This is a genomic window from Helicobacter sp. MIT 14-3879, assembly GCF_003364125.1.
Map to the genome: position 1 here is coordinate 73,999 of NZ_NXLP01000001.1, position 17,001 is coordinate 90,999.

The following is a 17,001-nucleotide window of genomic DNA, read 5'->3' on the forward strand; positions in this document are numbered from 1 at the left end:
TGATAATATTTTTAAAAAAAGCAAACAAATAAATTATGGAATGTATTTAAATAATCATATAGAATCTAAAAGGCACTATAAAAGATTAAAGAAAATTGAAAAACTTATTCCAAAACCATTAAGAAAATTTATTTAACTCTTATTGCCTTTATTAAATAAATAATAATATATAGAATCTTCTCTTATAAATGGAGCAATTTGAGAAAAATCAAATTTAACACTAACTACTCCTTCAGCATAAGGTGCTATCTCATAAAGCCCCCAATAAAATTCAATACCATTACTATCTATCCTAAACTTTGATAAAGAAAAATCAGATTCATTTAAATCAATTAAATTATTTTCTGATATAAGCTTATTTAATATCATTTTCTTTAAATAAACATCATTTTCATCTTTTAATAATAATGATAAATCATTTGGTATTCTATCTCCACTATCCAAACTAAAGGCTATCATTTCATCACCATAAGAACCGTGAGCTCCACCACTATATACATATATATAATTATTAAACACAAGGATTCTATCATCAATATATTTAACTTCTAATTTATCAATAGATTCATAATTAAATGGACCTTTATTATCCTCATAAGTGTTTAAAAGCTTGTTTTCTATATTTTCTTTTATATTAGAAGCATTATCTCCTATAAAAAATAAATTAATCTTTTGTAAAACCTTTGTATTTGCATTATTTATCAAAGCTACTTGTTTTGAAGCATTATAACTATATTCCTTATTACTTCCATCATAATCTTTGTCTATGTGCTTTTTTGAAATACTTGCATTAATTAAAGAAATATCATTTATTTTATTATTTATAGGGGTGAATAATACTTCTGTGTTACTCTTTATAACATTATCATCTATAAATTTTCCACTAATAAAACCATTTGCCATAATATTTCCTTCAAAAGATTTAAAAGATTCTCCACTCTCACTAATAAATTCTAAAGTCATTAAATTAGATTTATCAATATTTCCCCTCAAAATATATTGATTATTGTTTGAGATATATTTACCATCTATTTGAGCAATATCTTGATTATCCAAATCTTTATTTTTAGAGATTGTAATATAAACCATAGTATATACATTATCAACATTTCCTTCTAAAAGATAAAACTTAGATAAATTATCTAATATAGAGTAATCAAACTTAGAATCTAAATTAGATTTAGGTGTATTAGAATTATCTTTACAAGAAATAAAAAATAATCCAATAAAGAAACATAAGATAATATTTTTCACTATTATTTCCTTACTTAATCAACGATGATATCGCTTTAAATTCTACTGCTAAGGAGGTTTTTAATAAATCAAATAATATACTCTCTACATTTAATACATAAGCATTTAAATTCTGCATTAGACTTAATGAATTTTGTTTGTTACTACATTCTCTTGAAATAACAGCATCACTTGCAATAACAACATCATAATTTAGGCTTAATAAATCCCTCACAGTTTGTAAAACACAAATATGGCTTTCCATTCCACTAATAATAATTTGACTAATATGTCTATTATCATTAAGATATTTTAATAATGGGCTATCTTCATAGCAACAGCTAAAAACTCTCTTTTCAAAATCAATTTTTTTAATTTCTGGCTTAAAAAGACCATCTACACTATTGCCTAAACCTTTTACATACTGCAATGATTGAATAATAGGAAGACCTAATATATCACAACCATTAATTAGAATCTTAGTTTTATTAATCATAACATTAAATTCATCTTGAGGCATAATAGAACTTAATTTTTCTTGTATATCAACTACAAGCAACAGAGATTTATTTCTATTCATATTAAACATTTTTACTCCTTAACTTACATCTTTATATTTATAATATGCAGCACAAGCACCCTCACTACTTACCATACAGCTCCCTAGTGGATTATTTGGAGTGCAAGCCTTACCAAAAACCTTACAATCAGTAGGCTTTGCAACACCTCTTAAAATCTCACCACAAATGCAAGCTTTGTTATCATTTATATAAGTTTTATCTAAAATATCATCAAATAAAATTTCTGCATCTAAGTATTTAAATTCATCTCTAAGTCTAAGCCCAGATTGCTCTATATCACCCAAACCTCTCCATTCAAAACTATGTCTAACACAAAAATATTTATCTACCAATTCTTGAGCCTTCAAATTCCCATCCATACTCACTGCTCTACTATACTCTATATCAAGCTTTATGTCATTATTCTTTTTTTGTTCAATTATCCTTAAAATAGAATCTAATATATCCACAGGTTCAAAACCACCAACAACTATTGGAATATTATAATCAAGCAATTCTTTATATATTTTTGCTCCAGCAACAACACTAACATGAGATGGTGCAATTAGTGCATTAATATTACAAGGTTTAGAATCTAGCAATGCCTTTAGGGGAGGAATTACTAAAACATGATTAATATGAAAAAATAAATTTCTTATTCCTTCTAAAATCACCCTATCTATCAATGCAGCAGTCATTGGTGTGGTGGTTTCAAACCCTATTGCAAAAAATACTACTCTTTTATTTGGATTTTCTTTTGCAATCTTTAATGCTTCTAAAGGAGAGTATAAAAACCTAACATCACAACCCTCACTTCGTGCTTTAGCAAGGCTTCCTTTTGAAGATGGTATTTTTATCATATCTCCTAATGTAAGCAAAATAACATCTTCTTGCATTGCAATATCATAAGCTTGATTTATGCGATTTTTGGGAATGACACATACAGGACAGCCCGGTCCATGTATAAAGTCTATATTTGATGGGAGAAGCTTATTAATACCATATTTCATAATACTATGCGTATGTCCCCCACAAACCTCCATAATATTAATTTTATATGGAATTTTCTCTGCTTGCAATTTTATTTTCTTTAGGATTCCTATAATCTTATCTTTATCTCTAAAACTATCTATTAATAACATTATTATTCCTTAAACAATAAATACAAAATATTATATAAAATATTACACCAAATATTTTATATTGCATACGAAAAAATATAACAAAAGTTACAATTAATAAAGTCTAGTTTTTATAATTTATTGACAAATACAATATGATATTGTAATATTTTGCATATTTTTTAATTGAAAGGAATAATATGGCTAATATAGTAGGTTTCCCAAGAATTGGTAAAAATAGAGAGTTAAAAAAGGCTCTAGAAGCATTTTGGACAAATAAAATAAATGAAGATGAATTAAATAATGTAGCAAAAGATTTAAGAAAAACACATTGGGAAATACAAAAAGAATTAGATTTTGTAACTACTAATGATTTTAGTTTCTATGACAATATGCTTGATTTAGCAATTAGCCTTGGTGTAAAACCAAAAAGATTTGAAAAACTAAATGGATTAGAGGCATATTTTGCTATGGCAAGAGGGCATAGAGACGTTGTAGCATGTGAAATGACAAAATGGTTTAATACAAACTATCACTTTGTTGTCCCTGAATTAGACATTGAGTGTGAATATAAGGTAAATGCAACTCATATTATATCTCAATACAAAGAAGCAAAGAGTTTAGGCTATAAACCAAAAATTAGTATTATTGGTCTTTTTACATTCTTTGCTTTAAGTAAGATTAATAAAGGTGCACCAAAAGAGATATTTAAAAAATTAAAAAGTGCATATTTTATTCTTATAGAAGAATTAGCAAAGATAGATTCTGAAGTTTTAATAGAATTTAGTGAGCCAATTTTTGCATGTGGAATTAGTAATGTGTTAAATAGTTTGCAATGCAGTAAAGATGATATATCAGCAATTGAGTGTATTTATAATAATATCGCTAAAAAAGGTATTAAAGCTATAGTAACTACATTTTTTGAGCATAGCAAAGAACTAACAGAAATATTAGTAAAAACTGATATTTATGCTTTGGGGCTTGATTTTGTGTATGGAAAGAGTAACTTGGATTCTATAAAGTTAATTGCAAATTCAAATAAATGCCTATACATAGGTATAATTGATGGTAGAAATATATGGAGAAGTGATTTAGTATCAAAATTAAAAACCTGCAATGAGATTGCAAAATATATTCCAAAAGACAGACTATTTATTAGCTCAAGTTGTTCCCTTTTACATAGCCCATTTAGTAAAGATGATGAAAGCAAGATGGATAAAGAAATATTATCGTGGCAATGTTATGCTAAAGAAAAAATACAAGAAATTTTACTCTTAGAAGATGTCTTTAAAAATGGGATTAATAGCAAAAATAATGCTAAATGGGAAGAATCTATTAATATTAACAATGAAAGAAAACAATCAAATAAAATTCATAAACCTAGTGTCAAAGCAAGGCTAAAAGATAGTGTCTCTACTAATAGAGAAAAGGACTTTAAAGATAGAATTAATATACAAAGAGAAAAGATAGGATACTCTAACCTTACTACAACAACTATTGGTTCATTTCCACAAACACCAGAATTAAGAGCTGCAAGACTAAAATACAAAAAAAATGAAATAAATAAAGATGAATATGAAAATACAATTAAAGAATATATTAAAGATTGTGTTAAATTCCAAGAAGAAGTTGGCTTTGATGTATTAGTTCATGGAGAGCCAGAAAGAAATGATATGGTAGAGTATTTCGGAGAGCAAATGGATGGCTTTGTATTCTCTCAAAATGCGTGGGTTCAAAGCTATGGAAGCAGATGTGTAAAACCACCAATAATTTATGGAGATATTTCCCGTCCTAACCCTATGACATTAAAATGGATTAAATTTGCAAAAGAGCAAACTAAAAAGCCACTAAAAGGTATGCTAACAGGACCTGTAACTATACTAAATTGGAGCTTTGTTAGAGATGACATAGAAAGAAAAGATGTTTGTAGGCAAATAGCATATTGCATTAGAGATGAAATTAATGATTTACAAAATAATGGGATAAATATCATTCAAGTTGATGAAGCCGCATTTAAAGAGGGTTATCCATTAAGAGCTGAAAATATTGCCAATTATGAGAAATTCGCACTAGATTGCTTTAAAATATCTACATCAATAGCAAAAAGTGAAGTGCAAATTCACACTCATATGTGTTATAGTGAATTTAATGATATTATTAAAACCATAGAAGCAATGGATGCAGATGTAATAAGCATAGAATGTGCTAGAAGTGGAAATGAGTTATTAAAGATTTTTAAAGAGATAGGCTACAATAATGAAATAGGACCGGGAGTATATGACATACATAGTCCAAGAATTCCTAGTGTAGAAGAAATAGTAAATCAAATTAAATTACTTCTAGAAGTTTTTCCAAAAGAAAAGCTTTGGATAAACCCTGATTGTGGATTAAAAACTAGACAATGGGATGAAGTAAAACCAGCTTTAGAAAATATAATTAAAGCAGTAAAAATAATAAAAGATTCTTAAGAATCTTTTAAATGCTAAAATTTATTTTTAACTAAAATTATTGGGAGACATATACATAAATGGATAATTTGATAAAAATAAAGATGGATAAATTAGCACAGACAATTATGCGTATATAGGTTAAACTTAGGTTAATTTTACTATCTATATTATTATGATAGGAAAAATGTTTTAGCAGTATTATGGTAAATATTAATAGCTAGCAAAAACCAATAAAACAATGGATTCTTTATATAAAGAGATTATAGTTAGATATAAAAGAAAATAGCAATGAAAAAACTCAAAAAATAGTAAGGAAATTGTAAGGATAAAGAGAAAATTTATTTTTATGAATTATGCTTATCTATTTCTTCTAAAAAATGATAAATTTCACTATCTTTATTATTCTTTGCTACTAGCTCAATTACACGCAAACCATCTAAATCTTTCTGATTTGGATTTGCGTTAAATTCTAGGAGAGTTTTTAATATTTCTATATTTTTATTATTTAATGCCGCATACATAAAAGCACTTCTATTTAATTTATTTGCAAAATTAACATTAGCTCCTGCCTTTACTAAACGTATTATAAACTCTGGATTCTCATTGTAAGTTGCTGCATAAATTAATGGTGTAAATCCTATATCATTTACTTTATTTACATCTGCACCTGCATCAATTAATGCTTGCAAAACTTCTGGATTTTTATTTTTCTGTGCTGCCCCCATAAGAGGTGTAGCACCACCTTTTGTTTGAATCTCTAATATAGCACCTGCTTTTAATAAAACTTTTATAACATTGGGATTAGTATTTTCTTCAGCAGCAAACATCAACGGAGTGCACCACTCATCATTTTTAAGGTGAATATTTGCACCTTGAGCAATAGCTTCCTCTAAATCTTTTGAACTTCCAGACCTAGCAATAGTAAAGATATTTCCTTCATATACTTTTTGTGGCTCTATAATATCCTCATTATCACTATTAATAAAAGTTTTTTTTAGTTTATCAAAAATACCCATTAAAAATGCCTTTTTGTTTATAATGCTAATTATATGATTTACACAACATAAAAATCAATTAAACCAATAGATTTTGTTTGTATTTTATTTACTTTTAGCAGACTTTCTAATCTATTTATACTATCTTTACTAAAAATGTTTCTTATCTCTTTAATCTCAAGAGGTCTCCTTTTTAATAGTTCTAATATCTCATCTTCCATTAAATCAAGTAAATTTACAAGTTCACTATTCTTCCTTTTGGGAATGCTTACATAAAGATCAAAAAAAAGCTTACTAATCTCACTTATCTTTTCAAATGAAGCAGATTCTACATTATAAGCAGGTGGTCTATCAATAGTTCCTAAATCAACCCTATCAACATTAATTTCCCTTAAAAATTCAGCTAAAGGACGCATTGAAGATTCATTATCATTTATCCCTTTAACTAATAAAACCTCACAAATTAACATATTTTTTCTACTCATAGCATAACTTCTTATACCATCTTTAATAGAATCTAAATTTAGACTCTTATGGATTCTATCAATCTTTTTATAGCTTTTTTCATCAAGCGAATCTAAACTAAACTTAACTATATCAAAATATTTTAACGCCCCACTAACATTTTTATCACCAAACAAAGAACCATTACTTAATATCAAAGTCTTTATATTACTAGCAACATAAGGCTTAATGCCAATAATAAACTCCTTTAAGTAAGGATACATAGTAGGCTCACCATTGGCAGTAATAGTTAAAACATTAATATTTTTATGTATTTTAAGTGCATTTTTTACACTATCTAATAAAATATCAAGTGGCAATATATCACTAAAGCTTTCTACACTTCTAGAGGCTTTTAACTCACAATAAAGACAATCAAAATTGCATTGTTTTTTAGATGGTGATAAATCTACACCCAATGACACTCCAAACCTTCTAGAGATAATAGGACCAAAGACTATATTCATCTTTTTGTTTTTTCTTTAACTAATTGCACTAATTTTATAGCATTTTCTCTTGGCAAGTCAGGCAACATTCCATGTCCTAAATTAAATATATGCCCTTCTTTTTTACCCATAATAGACACTATCTCATCAATACCATTAATCATACTATTCTCATTATATAATCTCATTGGCTCCAAATTACCCTGTAATACATATTTATCCCCTAATACTTCTTTAGCATAAGCCATTGAAGTTTCCCAATCAACACCAAATACATCAAAATAAGCCTTAATATCTACAAATTTATGCAAATATCCCCCTACTCCTTTTGGAAACACTATTATTGGAATATTGGGAAATTTAGATTTAATATACTTACTTATATCAATAATATAATTAAAGCCAAATTCAAAATAAGAACTAGGTTCTAACGCTCCAGCCCAAGAATCAAACAACATTACAGAATCTACACCTGCTTTGATTTGAGATTCTAAATAGCTTTTTAATTCATTACTTACACTTTGTAAAATATTATGCAATAGTTTTGGATTTGTATATAGCATTTTCTTACAGTTTGCATAAGTTTTACTTCCCTCCCCCTCTACCATATAAGTAGCAAGTGTCCAAGGAGCTCCACAAAACCCAATAAGAGCCTTTTGTTTTGAGAGTTTAGAGCGAATAACCGAAATAGTATCATAAACATAGCTTAATTTAGAACCTATATTATTTTGCAAAATACTAAAATCCTTCTCACTCCTAATACAAGTTTCAAATTTTGGTCCTTCATTTTTAACAAAATTTAATTTCATTCCCATTTCAAGTGGAACTACCAAAATATCACTAAATAAAATAGCTGCATCACAATCAAGTATATCTATTGGTTGCAAAGTAACTTTTGAGGCTAATTCTGTATTTTTACACAAATCTAAAAAACTACCAGCCTTTAGTCTTACTTCCCTATACTCACTTAAGTATCTACCAGCCTGTCTCATCATCCATATTGGCGTATATGGAGTTTGTTTTCTATTGCAAGCATCAATAAAAATCATATTTTCCCTTTTAAAATATCTTGAATTTGATGTAATATTATCAAATTATTACTTTAAAAGCATTTGCTTTAAAAATGTGCTTTTAGTTAAAATTATAAATTCTGTTTAAAATCTTAAAATTAAGGAGTAATCAATGAAAGCTGTGATTGTAGCATTACTTGTAGTAAATTTTTGTTTTGCAAGTATATGTAAAGATAAGGTAGAAGAAATACAAGAACAAATTAATATAGCTGAACAATATAAACAAATAGATAAAATTGATAGATTAAAGAAAGTATTAAACAACATAAATGAAAAGTGCTCTAATAACAAAATAACTGATGAATTAAATAAAAAAATAAGTAAATATGAAAGTAAAATTAACAAAGCAAAAGACGATATAAAAGCTGCTAAAGGAAAGGGTAAAACTGCTAAACAAAAAACTCTAGAATTAAAATTAAAATCTTTAGAAAATGAACTAGAAAAAACTAAAGAAGAATTATCAGATTATCTATCAAAATAAAGTTTATTTTTAATGTTTTAGCGATTAAAGACTAAGATAATAATTTTTGAATTTATTTTATAATTTAGGATTAGAAAAATAGCTATTCAAATTGTATAAATATTTAAATATACAAAATATTATTGATGATTCTTAATCATCAATAATAAATGATAATTAATATGCTTTAGGACGACATTTCCATTCTATTTCTTTAGCTGTTAATTGCATATCATTTGGCAAACCTGTCCTTGGATTAATCGCATTTGCATTGCTAGAATTGTAAGCATTATACCCTCCATAAGGGATAGCCTCAACTTCTATAAATTTACCAACAGTTAAGTCGCTAAAACTTCCATAAATATCTTGCCCAAATACTCCGCAATCATCACCTTTAATTTCAGTATAAGGCAAAACCTTAATTACTAAATCTCCACCGGGACCTGATAGTGTAATAGTTTTAATTTCATTATCTACTGCTGAAATTTGCCCTTGAACATCAAAATCAAAATCTGCCATAGCTATTGTTGAAACTAATACTGATACAATTGCTATTCTAAATAATATAAATCTTCTCAAATTTTCTCCTTCAATAATTATACGCTCTTTAAAAGCATATATATTGTATAGAAAAATAAATTAAAAAAATATTAGATAATTCAATGAATATGCCCAAGAAATATTTAATGCCATTAGGGCGTTTGTGTAGTCTGTTTGAATTGCTAAGAGATTCTCTAAAAGGAGATTGTTACAATGGATAGGTATTTAACAAAAAGTTTGAGTTTGCTAAGGATTCTCAAGGCAGAGATTTCTTACATTATGCTACAAAATGTGCTAAAGATTCTCAAGGCAAAGATTCTCTGTGAGATGAAAGCCATTGAAAAATAGAGTTTGAGTGTGCCAAGAGATTCTCTTAAGGCTATAAGGAGTTGGAGTTACGGAGAGATTAATTTAAGTATGCTAAGAGATTCTCTTAAAAGGAGATTGTTACAATGGATAGGTATTTAACAAAAAGTTTGAGTATGCTAAAGATTCTCAAGGCAGAGATTTCTTACATTATGCTACAAAATGTGCTAAAGATTCTCAAGGCAAAGATTCCCTGTGAGATGAAAGCCATTGAAAAATAGAGTTTGAGTTTGCTAAGGATTCTCAAGGCAAAGATTCCTTACATTATGCTACAAAACAAGTTTGTGTAACTTATTTGAGTGTGCCAAGAGATTCTCTTAAGGCTATAAGGAGTGGGAGTTACGGAGAGATTAATTTAAGTATGCTAAGAGATTCTCTTAAAAGGAGATTGTTACAATGGATAGGTATTTAACAAAAAGTTTGAGTTTGCCAAGAGAGATAAGAATCTTCTTGCTTGATTAAGCCAAAGCGCGAGCAAGAATCTTGCTTGATTCTAATAAAGATAAGTTGATTGGATATAATGACACTTTGTTTTGATATGAGGAGGTGTAATGAAATGCTATGTTGTTGATGCGTTTAGCAATAAAATCTTTAGCGGGAATCCTGCTGCCATTTGCATACTAGAAGGGAAATGGCTAAATGACAATTTAATGCAAAATATCGCAAGGGAGCATAATCTCTCTGAAACTGCCTTTATCTTCTTGCTTGATTCTAATAAAGACAAGTTGATTGGATATAATGACACTTTGTTTTGATATGAGGAGGTGTAATGAAATGCTATGTTGTTGATGCGTTTAGCAATAAAATCTTTAGCGGGAATCCTGCTGCCATTTGCATACTAGAAGGGAAATGGCTAGATGACAATTTAATGCAAAATATCGCAAGGGAGCATAATCTCTCTGAAACTGCCTTTATCTTAAAGGAAAGTGAGAATGTCTCGCCTCAAAAAGATTCTCTAAACGATAGATGTCTTGATAACGCACCCTATCTACTTCGTTGGTTCACTCCAGCTAAAGAGATTGATTTATGCGGACATGCTACTTTAGCAAGCGCGTTTGTGGTGATGAATATTCTTAATCCTAACCTTAAGAATGTGGAGTTTCACACTAGAAGTGGCTTGCTTAAAGTCAATAAGAGAGATAGCATTTACTCAATGGACTTCCCTAGCTTCCCCTTGCGCCCTGTGGAAGTTGATGCTGCAATGAGTGAAGCGATTGGCTACACGCCCCTAGAGGCTTATATGGGTAGGGATTTGGTCTGTGTGCTAGATTCTGCTCAAGCTGTCAGAGAAGCAAAGCCTCATACACAAAGGATTGAAAGCCTAAAAGGTGAGTTGCTCCATATCACTGCAAGAGGCGAGGAGTATGTAGAAGATAAAGAATATGCAAGAAGAAAAGAAAGTGAAAAGTATGTAAAAGGCGAAAAATATGCAAAAAGTGAAAAATATGATTGTATCTCTCGTAGTTTTGCCCCAAAACACGGGATAAATGAAGATCCTGTGTGTGGAAGCGGACATTGCCACCTTGTGCCACTATGGAAAAGAAAATTAAACAAAGACAAGATTCTTGCTTATCAAGCCTCATCTCGTGGAGGTATCCTGCATTGTGAATGCAAAGATGATAGGGTCATACTTGGTGGAGAAGCAGTGTTGTATTCTGTGAATGAGATTTGTTTATAAAGGAGAGTGAAAGTAACCTAAGTTTAAATTTAATGATAATATTGATGAAGAATGATTTGTTTATAGAGGAGAGTGAAAGCAACTTAAGTAAGACTCTTTTTTCTTGTCATTACTTTGGGCGAAGCCCGAAGTATCTCTAATTAGGGTAACCAGAGATGTTTGAATTTGCAAGCACGACTTGCTTGAGAATCTGCTTTGCGTCTGTGTCAATGCAGGCTAAAATTAGCTTTAAGCCTTTATAGTGAGAGCTTGCATAGTGAGACTTATTGCTTGAGAATCATTTGCTCAAATACTCTCATCAGCAACAAATCAACCCAAAGCGACAAAAGCAGCCCTATACAATGCAACACCAACACAAGGAGAATACAATGCAACACCAACACACTAACCTTGAGAATGTGGAGTTTCACACTAAGAGTGGCTTGCTTAAAGTCAATAAGAGAGATAGCATTTACTCAATGGACTTCCCTAGCTTCCCCTTGCGCCCTGTGGAAGTTGATTTCAATCGCAGAGATTTCCTTAAAACCTCTGCAACATTAGGCGTTACTATCGGGACTTTAGGCATAGGGGGAATCTCCCCGCTTTTAGCTGATTCTCAAACTTCAGGAGTGAGTATGCAAACTTTAAATAATGGTGTCCAAATACCTATTATTGGACTAGGGACTTATGGATTGAGAGGTAAAGAATGTCAAAGGAGTGTGCTTGATGCCTTGAGTGTCGGCTATCGACTCTTTGATTAATTATGCAAACTAATAAAACTAAATATTTATAGATTATTAACACTTTAGTTCAATATAATAATTATCTTAGCTTTTAGTAATGGGTATTTTAGAAAAAATATTATTTTTTTGTAAGATTCTAATAACAATCAATGATATAAAAAAACCAATTAAAGAACCAGCAAAAACTTGAAGTGGGGTATGCCAAAAACTACATATCCTTGATATGCCAACTAGAATTGCAAAAATTAAAAATAATACTTTCCACTTTAAATCATAATAAATATATGCAAATGCGACTGCAACAAATGCCGTAGTGGTGTGTCCGCTAGGGAAGCCATCAAATTCGTTATTTATAGGTCGTTTAGCAAATGATAAAACTTCACTCAATCCATTAAAATGCTCTAATAAATATAATATTGAAAATTTAGAGAAATAAGCAACTAACGAGGCAAAAAGTAATGCCAAGAATAGCTCTCTTAACATAGCATATTGTTTATTGATTAAAAGTGGAATAAAGCAAATAAATGGTAAAAATCTATAAATAGTCCCATAAACCTCTATATCAAATACACACAAAAATATTGCTATACATATTAAAGCAATAAAGGCAATATTTGAAGCTTTGTTTTGTAAAATCATACTAAGAATCCTAAAAAATAAAATTATAAAAGGTATTTATTAATCAAAAAATTTAATGAAGAAAAAAGCATTTTAATATCTTAAGGCTATAAATATTGAACCTAGGGTCATTACAATTAGTGTTTAACGCTAATTGTAATATTAAATTTATTTATGCTATATATTTTCTTTATGTATATCATTCATATAGAATTTTACAGACCCCATACCCTCTTTTAATGCCCACTCATACGCACAAGATACAAAACCCCAATTAATGTGATTATAAAATTCTTCTAAGTATTTTGGTCTTGCATTTTTGTAATCAATATAATAAGCGTGTTCCCAAACATCAACAACTAAGATAGGGACTTTTTTATCTACAACTGGTGTAGAAGCATTACTAGTTTGAACAATTTCTAATTTTTTTGTAGAAGTATTATATACAACCCAACACCAACCAGAACCAAAAAGAGTTGTAGATGAATTTAAAAACTTATCTTTAAAATCATCTCCAAAACTTTCCTTTAATGCCCCTTGTAATTCTTTACTAATTTCACTTTTATTAGGACTAATACAATCCCAATAAAAATCGTGATTATAAATTTGTGCTGCATTGTTAAAAATTCCACCACTAGAATTTAATACTATGTCATATAAAGATTTATTCTCAAAATCTGTGCCTTTTATAAGATTGTTTAAATTATTAACATAAGTTTGATGATGTTTCTCATAGTGATAATCAAATGTTCTCTCACTTATAAATTCTCCTTTAAAAGCATTTTTATCATATGGTAATTTTCTTAAAACAAACATTATTTCTCCTTATTAATTTTAGTTATAAAACCCTATATATTATAAAAAATTTATTAAAAAAATCTTTATTTATCAAAAATTATATCAGTATTATTTGGTATATTAAATTTAAATTTCTCATAATCTATTTTTTTATTTAAAACCACATTTTCTAACTTAATTTCAACGCTATTATCAAGCTCATCGGTATATGTTATTTTATCTGGCTTATTATCCTTTAAAAATATTTTAAAAATCTGACCATTAATCTCACTAATTAATCCATCTTTGCTTTCTTTTGTAGTATTAATTATCTTTAAAAAATCCAAATTTAATCTCTCGCTTATAATTGCTTGCTCTAAATCTGGTTCATAAACAATAACTTTATTATTATTTACAAAAATCTCTTTTTTAATAGGGCTATCATAACGCCAATATGCCTTAGAATCTGATGTTGCAATCAATTTACCTTTATAAGTAATCGCATCACTGCCTTCATCACTTACTAAATTTTGGATAAAATCTGCTTCAATACTACTAAATTCTAACCCAAATAGAAAAGAAAAACTAAACAAAATAGCACAAAAAGTTTTCATACTAATCCTTACAAATAGTTTATAATTTTTGTTATTTTATTCTACCTTAAAATTATGATAGAATCATCAATTTATAATTTAAATTTTGAGGCTTCAATTATGATAAAAAAACTTCTAAATATTTTAGGTACACGCAACCAAAGAATGCTTAATGAATACAAAAAAAAGCTTCTTTTAATAAATGAATTAGAACAAAAACTATCAAATCTAGGCAATGAAGAATTACAAATCTTATTTGAGAAGCTAAAGAATGAAACTAAATTAAACTACGAGAAAAATGGAATTGCTGCCTTAGATAATGCTTTAATAGAATCTTTTGCAATCACTAGAGAAGCTTCAAAAAGAATCTTAAATATGAGACATTTTGATGTCCAAATTATAGGTGGTATGGTATTGCACGAAGGTAAAATTGCTGAAATGAAAACAGGAGAAGGAAAAACCTTGGTAGCAACACTTGCAGTAGCTCTAAACGCAATGCTTGATAAAAGTGTTCATGTAGTAACTGTGAATGATTATCTAGCAAAAAGAGATGCTTTAGAAATGAAACCTTTATATGAATTTTTAGGATATAGAGTTGGAGTAATTACAGGCGATGAGAGAGATGATGAATCTAAATTAAAACAATATAGTTGTAATATAATTTATGGCACAAATAATGAATTTGGCTTTGATTATTTGCGTGATAATATGAAATTCTCCTTAAAAAATCAATTCCAAAAAGAACATTTTTTTGCAATTGTAGATGAAGTAGATTCTATCCTTATTGATGAAGCTAGGACACCCCTTATAATATCTGGTCCTGCAAATAGGAAATTAGAAAACTATGGGCTTGCAAATAATGTTGCTCAAAAAATGCTAAAAGATACTGACTTTAGTGTTGATGAAAAAAATCGTGCTATTTTAATCACAGAAGAAGGAATTAAAAAAGCAGAAGAATTATTCAAAGTAGAAAATTTATACAATATTGAAAATGCTGCACTAGCCCACCACCTAGACCAAGCATTAAAGGCAAATTACCTATTTTTAAAAGATAAAGATTATGTTGTGCGAGATAATGAAGTAGTAATAGTTGATGAATTTACAGGAAGATTAAGTGAAGGAAGAAGATTTAGTGAAGGGTTGCATCAAGCAATTGAAGCAAAAGAGATGGTAGATATAAAAGAAGAATCTCAAACTTTAGCAGATATTACATTCCAAAATTATTTTAGAATGTATAAAAAGCTTTCTGGTATGACAGGAACAGCCCAAACAGAAGCAACAGAGTTTCTACAAATATATAATCTTGATGTTATAAGTATCCCTACAAATGTTCCAAATATTAGAAAAGATTATAATGACTTAATTTTTAAAAGCGAAAAAGAAAAGTTTGATGCAGTATGTGCTAAGGTTGTTGAGCTTCACAAGCAAGGTATTCCTATTTTGATAGGAACTGCAAGCATAGAAAAAAGTGAGATTCTACATGAAATACTAAAAAAAAGCCGAATCCCTCACACAGTTCTAAATGCAAAACATCATACTAAAGAAGCAGAAATTATAAAAGATGCAGGAAGGTTAGGGGCAGTAACTATTGCCACAAATATGGCAGGAAGAGGTGTTGATATAAAAATAGAACAAGATGTGCGTGATTTAGGTGGGCTATATATCATTGGCACAGAGAGGCACGAAAGTAGAAGAATTGATAACCAACTTCGTGGTAGAAGTGGTAGGCAAGGAGATCCTGGTGCTAGCCAATTTTACCTTAGTTTAGAAGATTCTTTACTTAGAATATTTGGAAGTGATAAAATTAAAGGTGTAATGGAAAAACTAGGTCTAAAAAATGGAGAACATATAGAATCTAGTTTTGTAACCCGCTCTATTGAAAATGCACAAAAGAAGGTTGAAAATCTACATTTTGAATCAAGAAAGCATATATTAGAATATGATGATGTTGCAAATGAACAAAGAAAAATTATTTATCAATTTAGAAATAAACTACTTGATGAAACTTATGATTTAAGTCAAAAGATTGCTGAAGATACAGAATTTAGCATTAACAATATACTTAGCTACTTTACAGACAATAACGATGGATTAAAAACAAAAATACTAGAAGACTTTGGAATTAATGTAAAATTAGCTAATAGTGCAGAAGAAAATAAAAAAATAATAATTGATAAGTTAAATTCAACTTATGAAGAAAAAATGAGTGTGCTTACAAACGAACAAAGAAGTGAAATAGAAAAAATAGTATATCTACAAGTGCTAGATAATACTTGGAGAGAACATCTATATCTAATGGATAGTTTAAAAACAGGAATTGGACTTAGAGGATATAATCAAAAAGATCCATTGGTAGAATATAAAAAAGAAAGCTACAATCTATTTTTAGAATTAAAAGATAATCTAAAGCTAGAAAGTGCAAAAATGATTCATATAATTAAGCTAAGAGAAAAAAGTAATGAAGATGAAGAGAGAGCAAAACAGATGCTTCAAAAACTAGAAAATCAAAATAATGGTTTATCTTTTAATAAGGATTCTGCACAAAACACAAACCAAGTAAAAAGCAAAAAAGTTGCAAGAAATGAACCCTGCCCTTGTGGAAGTGGTAAAAAATATAAATTATGTCATGGAAAAAGTGGTCCTAAAAAAGGTGACTTAATAAATAACTATTAGCTTTAAAAGATAAAAGCGACAAAATTCACTTGCAATTATCATTACAAAAGAATATCTTTTAACCTTCTTGCTTATTGTTATTTTTATATCTAGTTTCTATAAATTTTTATAATTAAGTGATTTAAAAAAATAATTATTTTGATATCTCTAACATTGCAATAAAATAAAATTTCATATTGAATTTAAAAAAATATG

Annotated in this window: 18 protein-coding genes; 8 read left to right on the plus strand and 10 right to left on the minus strand. The window is 28.7% G+C overall.

What is annotated here, in order from left to right; all coding sequences use genetic code 11:
* Positions 1-132 precede the first annotated feature (132 nt).
* The 3 genes from CQA44_RS00360 to hypD are packed head-to-tail and all read right to left on the minus strand — an operon-like array spanning position 133 to position 2,935.
* A complete protein-coding gene (locus CQA44_RS00360; RefSeq protein WP_115545306.1) occupies positions 133-1,254 on the minus strand; it encodes a PdaC/SigV domain-containing protein in 1,122 nt (373 codons plus the stop codon).
* Between the two features lie 10 nt (positions 1,255-1,264).
* Positions 1,265-1,822: an isochorismatase family protein gene (locus tag CQA44_RS00365; protein WP_115545307.1), complete on the minus strand. Its 558-nt coding sequence runs from the start codon at positions 1,820-1,822 to the stop codon at positions 1,265-1,267.
* A gap of 9 nt (positions 1,823-1,831) precedes the next feature.
* A complete protein-coding gene (gene hypD / locus CQA44_RS00370) occupies positions 1,832-2,935 on the minus strand; it encodes a hydrogenase formation protein HypD (RefSeq protein WP_115545308.1) in 1,104 nt (367 codons plus the stop codon).
* A 179-nt stretch (positions 2,936-3,114) separates the two neighbouring features.
* Here hypD and metE point away from each other — a divergent pair, with 179 nt between their 5' ends.
* Entirely contained in the window at positions 3,115-5,382 is a 2,268-nt protein-coding gene (metE, locus tag CQA44_RS00375) for a 5-methyltetrahydropteroyltriglutamate--homocysteine S-methyltransferase (protein ID WP_115545309.1), read from the plus strand.
* 326 nt (positions 5,383-5,708) lie between these two features.
* On the opposite strand, the gene CQA44_RS00380 is transcribed toward metE, so the two are convergent.
* The 3 genes from CQA44_RS00380 to hemE are packed head-to-tail and all read right to left on the minus strand — an operon-like array spanning position 5,709 to position 8,358.
* Entirely contained in the window at positions 5,709-6,380 is a 672-nt protein-coding gene (locus CQA44_RS00380) for an ankyrin repeat domain-containing protein (RefSeq protein ID WP_115545310.1), read from the minus strand.
* 38 nt (positions 6,381-6,418) lie between these two features.
* Positions 6,419-7,330, minus strand: coding sequence for a radical SAM protein (locus CQA44_RS00385; protein WP_115545311.1), 912 nt, complete (start codon positions 7,328-7,330; stop codon positions 6,419-6,421).
* Positions 7,327-8,358: a uroporphyrinogen decarboxylase gene (hemE, locus tag CQA44_RS00390; protein WP_115545312.1), complete on the minus strand. Its 1,032-nt coding sequence runs from the start codon at positions 8,356-8,358 to the stop codon at positions 7,327-7,329. The genes CQA44_RS00385 and hemE overlap by 4 nt, the downstream gene beginning before the upstream one ends.
* Positions 8,359-8,491: 133 nt before the next feature.
* Between hemE and CQA44_RS00395 the strand changes: the two genes are divergently transcribed.
* On the plus strand, positions 8,492-8,860 hold the full coding sequence (locus CQA44_RS00395; RefSeq protein WP_115545313.1) for a DUF1090 family protein: 369 nt from the start codon (positions 8,492-8,494) through the stop codon (positions 8,858-8,860).
* Positions 8,861-9,016: 156 nt separating this feature from the next.
* On the opposite strand, the gene CQA44_RS00400 is transcribed toward CQA44_RS00395, so the two are convergent.
* The gene (locus tag CQA44_RS00400; RefSeq protein WP_258864848.1) at positions 9,017-9,418 is read right to left on the minus strand and encodes a hypothetical protein; all 402 of its coding nucleotides are present in this window, start codon (positions 9,416-9,418) and stop codon (positions 9,017-9,019) included.
* A gap of 174 nt (positions 9,419-9,592) precedes the next feature.
* Between CQA44_RS00400 and CQA44_RS13070 the strand changes: the two genes are divergently transcribed.
* The 5 genes from CQA44_RS13070 (at position 9,593) to CQA44_RS00415 (ending at position 12,163) form a co-directional block, all read left to right on the plus strand.
* On the plus strand, positions 9,593-9,727 hold the full coding sequence (locus CQA44_RS13070) for a hypothetical protein (RefSeq protein WP_258864849.1): 135 nt from the start codon (positions 9,593-9,595) through the stop codon (positions 9,725-9,727).
* Positions 9,728-9,831: 104 nt separating this feature from the next.
* On the plus strand, positions 9,832-9,966 hold the full coding sequence (locus CQA44_RS13075; protein WP_258864850.1) for a hypothetical protein: 135 nt from the start codon (positions 9,832-9,834) through the stop codon (positions 9,964-9,966).
* A gap of 330 nt (positions 9,967-10,296) precedes the next feature.
* Positions 10,297-10,500: a PhzF family phenazine biosynthesis protein gene (locus tag CQA44_RS00405; protein ID WP_115545314.1), complete on the plus strand. Its 204-nt coding sequence runs from the start codon at positions 10,297-10,299 to the stop codon at positions 10,498-10,500.
* A gap of 14 nt (positions 10,501-10,514) precedes the next feature.
* Positions 10,515-11,423: a PhzF family phenazine biosynthesis protein gene (locus tag CQA44_RS00410; RefSeq protein ID WP_115545315.1), complete on the plus strand. Its 909-nt coding sequence runs from the start codon at positions 10,515-10,517 to the stop codon at positions 11,421-11,423.
* A 368-nt stretch (positions 11,424-11,791) separates the two neighbouring features.
* Complete coding sequence (locus CQA44_RS00415; protein ID WP_181881726.1) at positions 11,792-12,163, plus strand: twin-arginine translocation signal domain-containing protein; 372 nt, start codon at positions 11,792-11,794, stop codon at positions 12,161-12,163.
* A 66-nt stretch (positions 12,164-12,229) separates the two neighbouring features.
* Here the strand turns inward: CQA44_RS00415 and CQA44_RS00420 are convergent, their stop codons facing one another.
* From CQA44_RS00420 to lolA, 3 genes are all read right to left on the minus strand, one after another.
* Positions 12,230-12,784, minus strand: coding sequence for a phosphatase PAP2 family protein (locus tag CQA44_RS00420; RefSeq protein WP_115545317.1), 555 nt, complete (start codon positions 12,782-12,784; stop codon positions 12,230-12,232).
* A 156-nt stretch (positions 12,785-12,940) separates the two neighbouring features.
* Positions 12,941-13,579: a superoxide dismutase gene (locus CQA44_RS00425; RefSeq protein WP_115545318.1), complete on the minus strand. Its 639-nt coding sequence runs from the start codon at positions 13,577-13,579 to the stop codon at positions 12,941-12,943.
* 65 nt (positions 13,580-13,644) lie between these two features.
* A complete protein-coding gene (gene lolA, locus CQA44_RS00430; RefSeq protein WP_115545319.1) occupies positions 13,645-14,154 on the minus strand; it encodes a LolA-like outer membrane lipoprotein chaperone in 510 nt (169 codons plus the stop codon).
* Between the two features lie 99 nt (positions 14,155-14,253).
* Between lolA and secA the strand changes: the two genes are divergently transcribed.
* Positions 14,254-16,806, plus strand: a complete 2,553-nt coding sequence (gene secA / locus CQA44_RS00435; RefSeq protein WP_115545320.1) for a preprotein translocase subunit SecA — start codon at positions 14,254-14,256, stop codon at positions 16,804-16,806.
* The last annotated feature ends 195 nt before the right edge of the window (positions 16,807-17,001 follow it).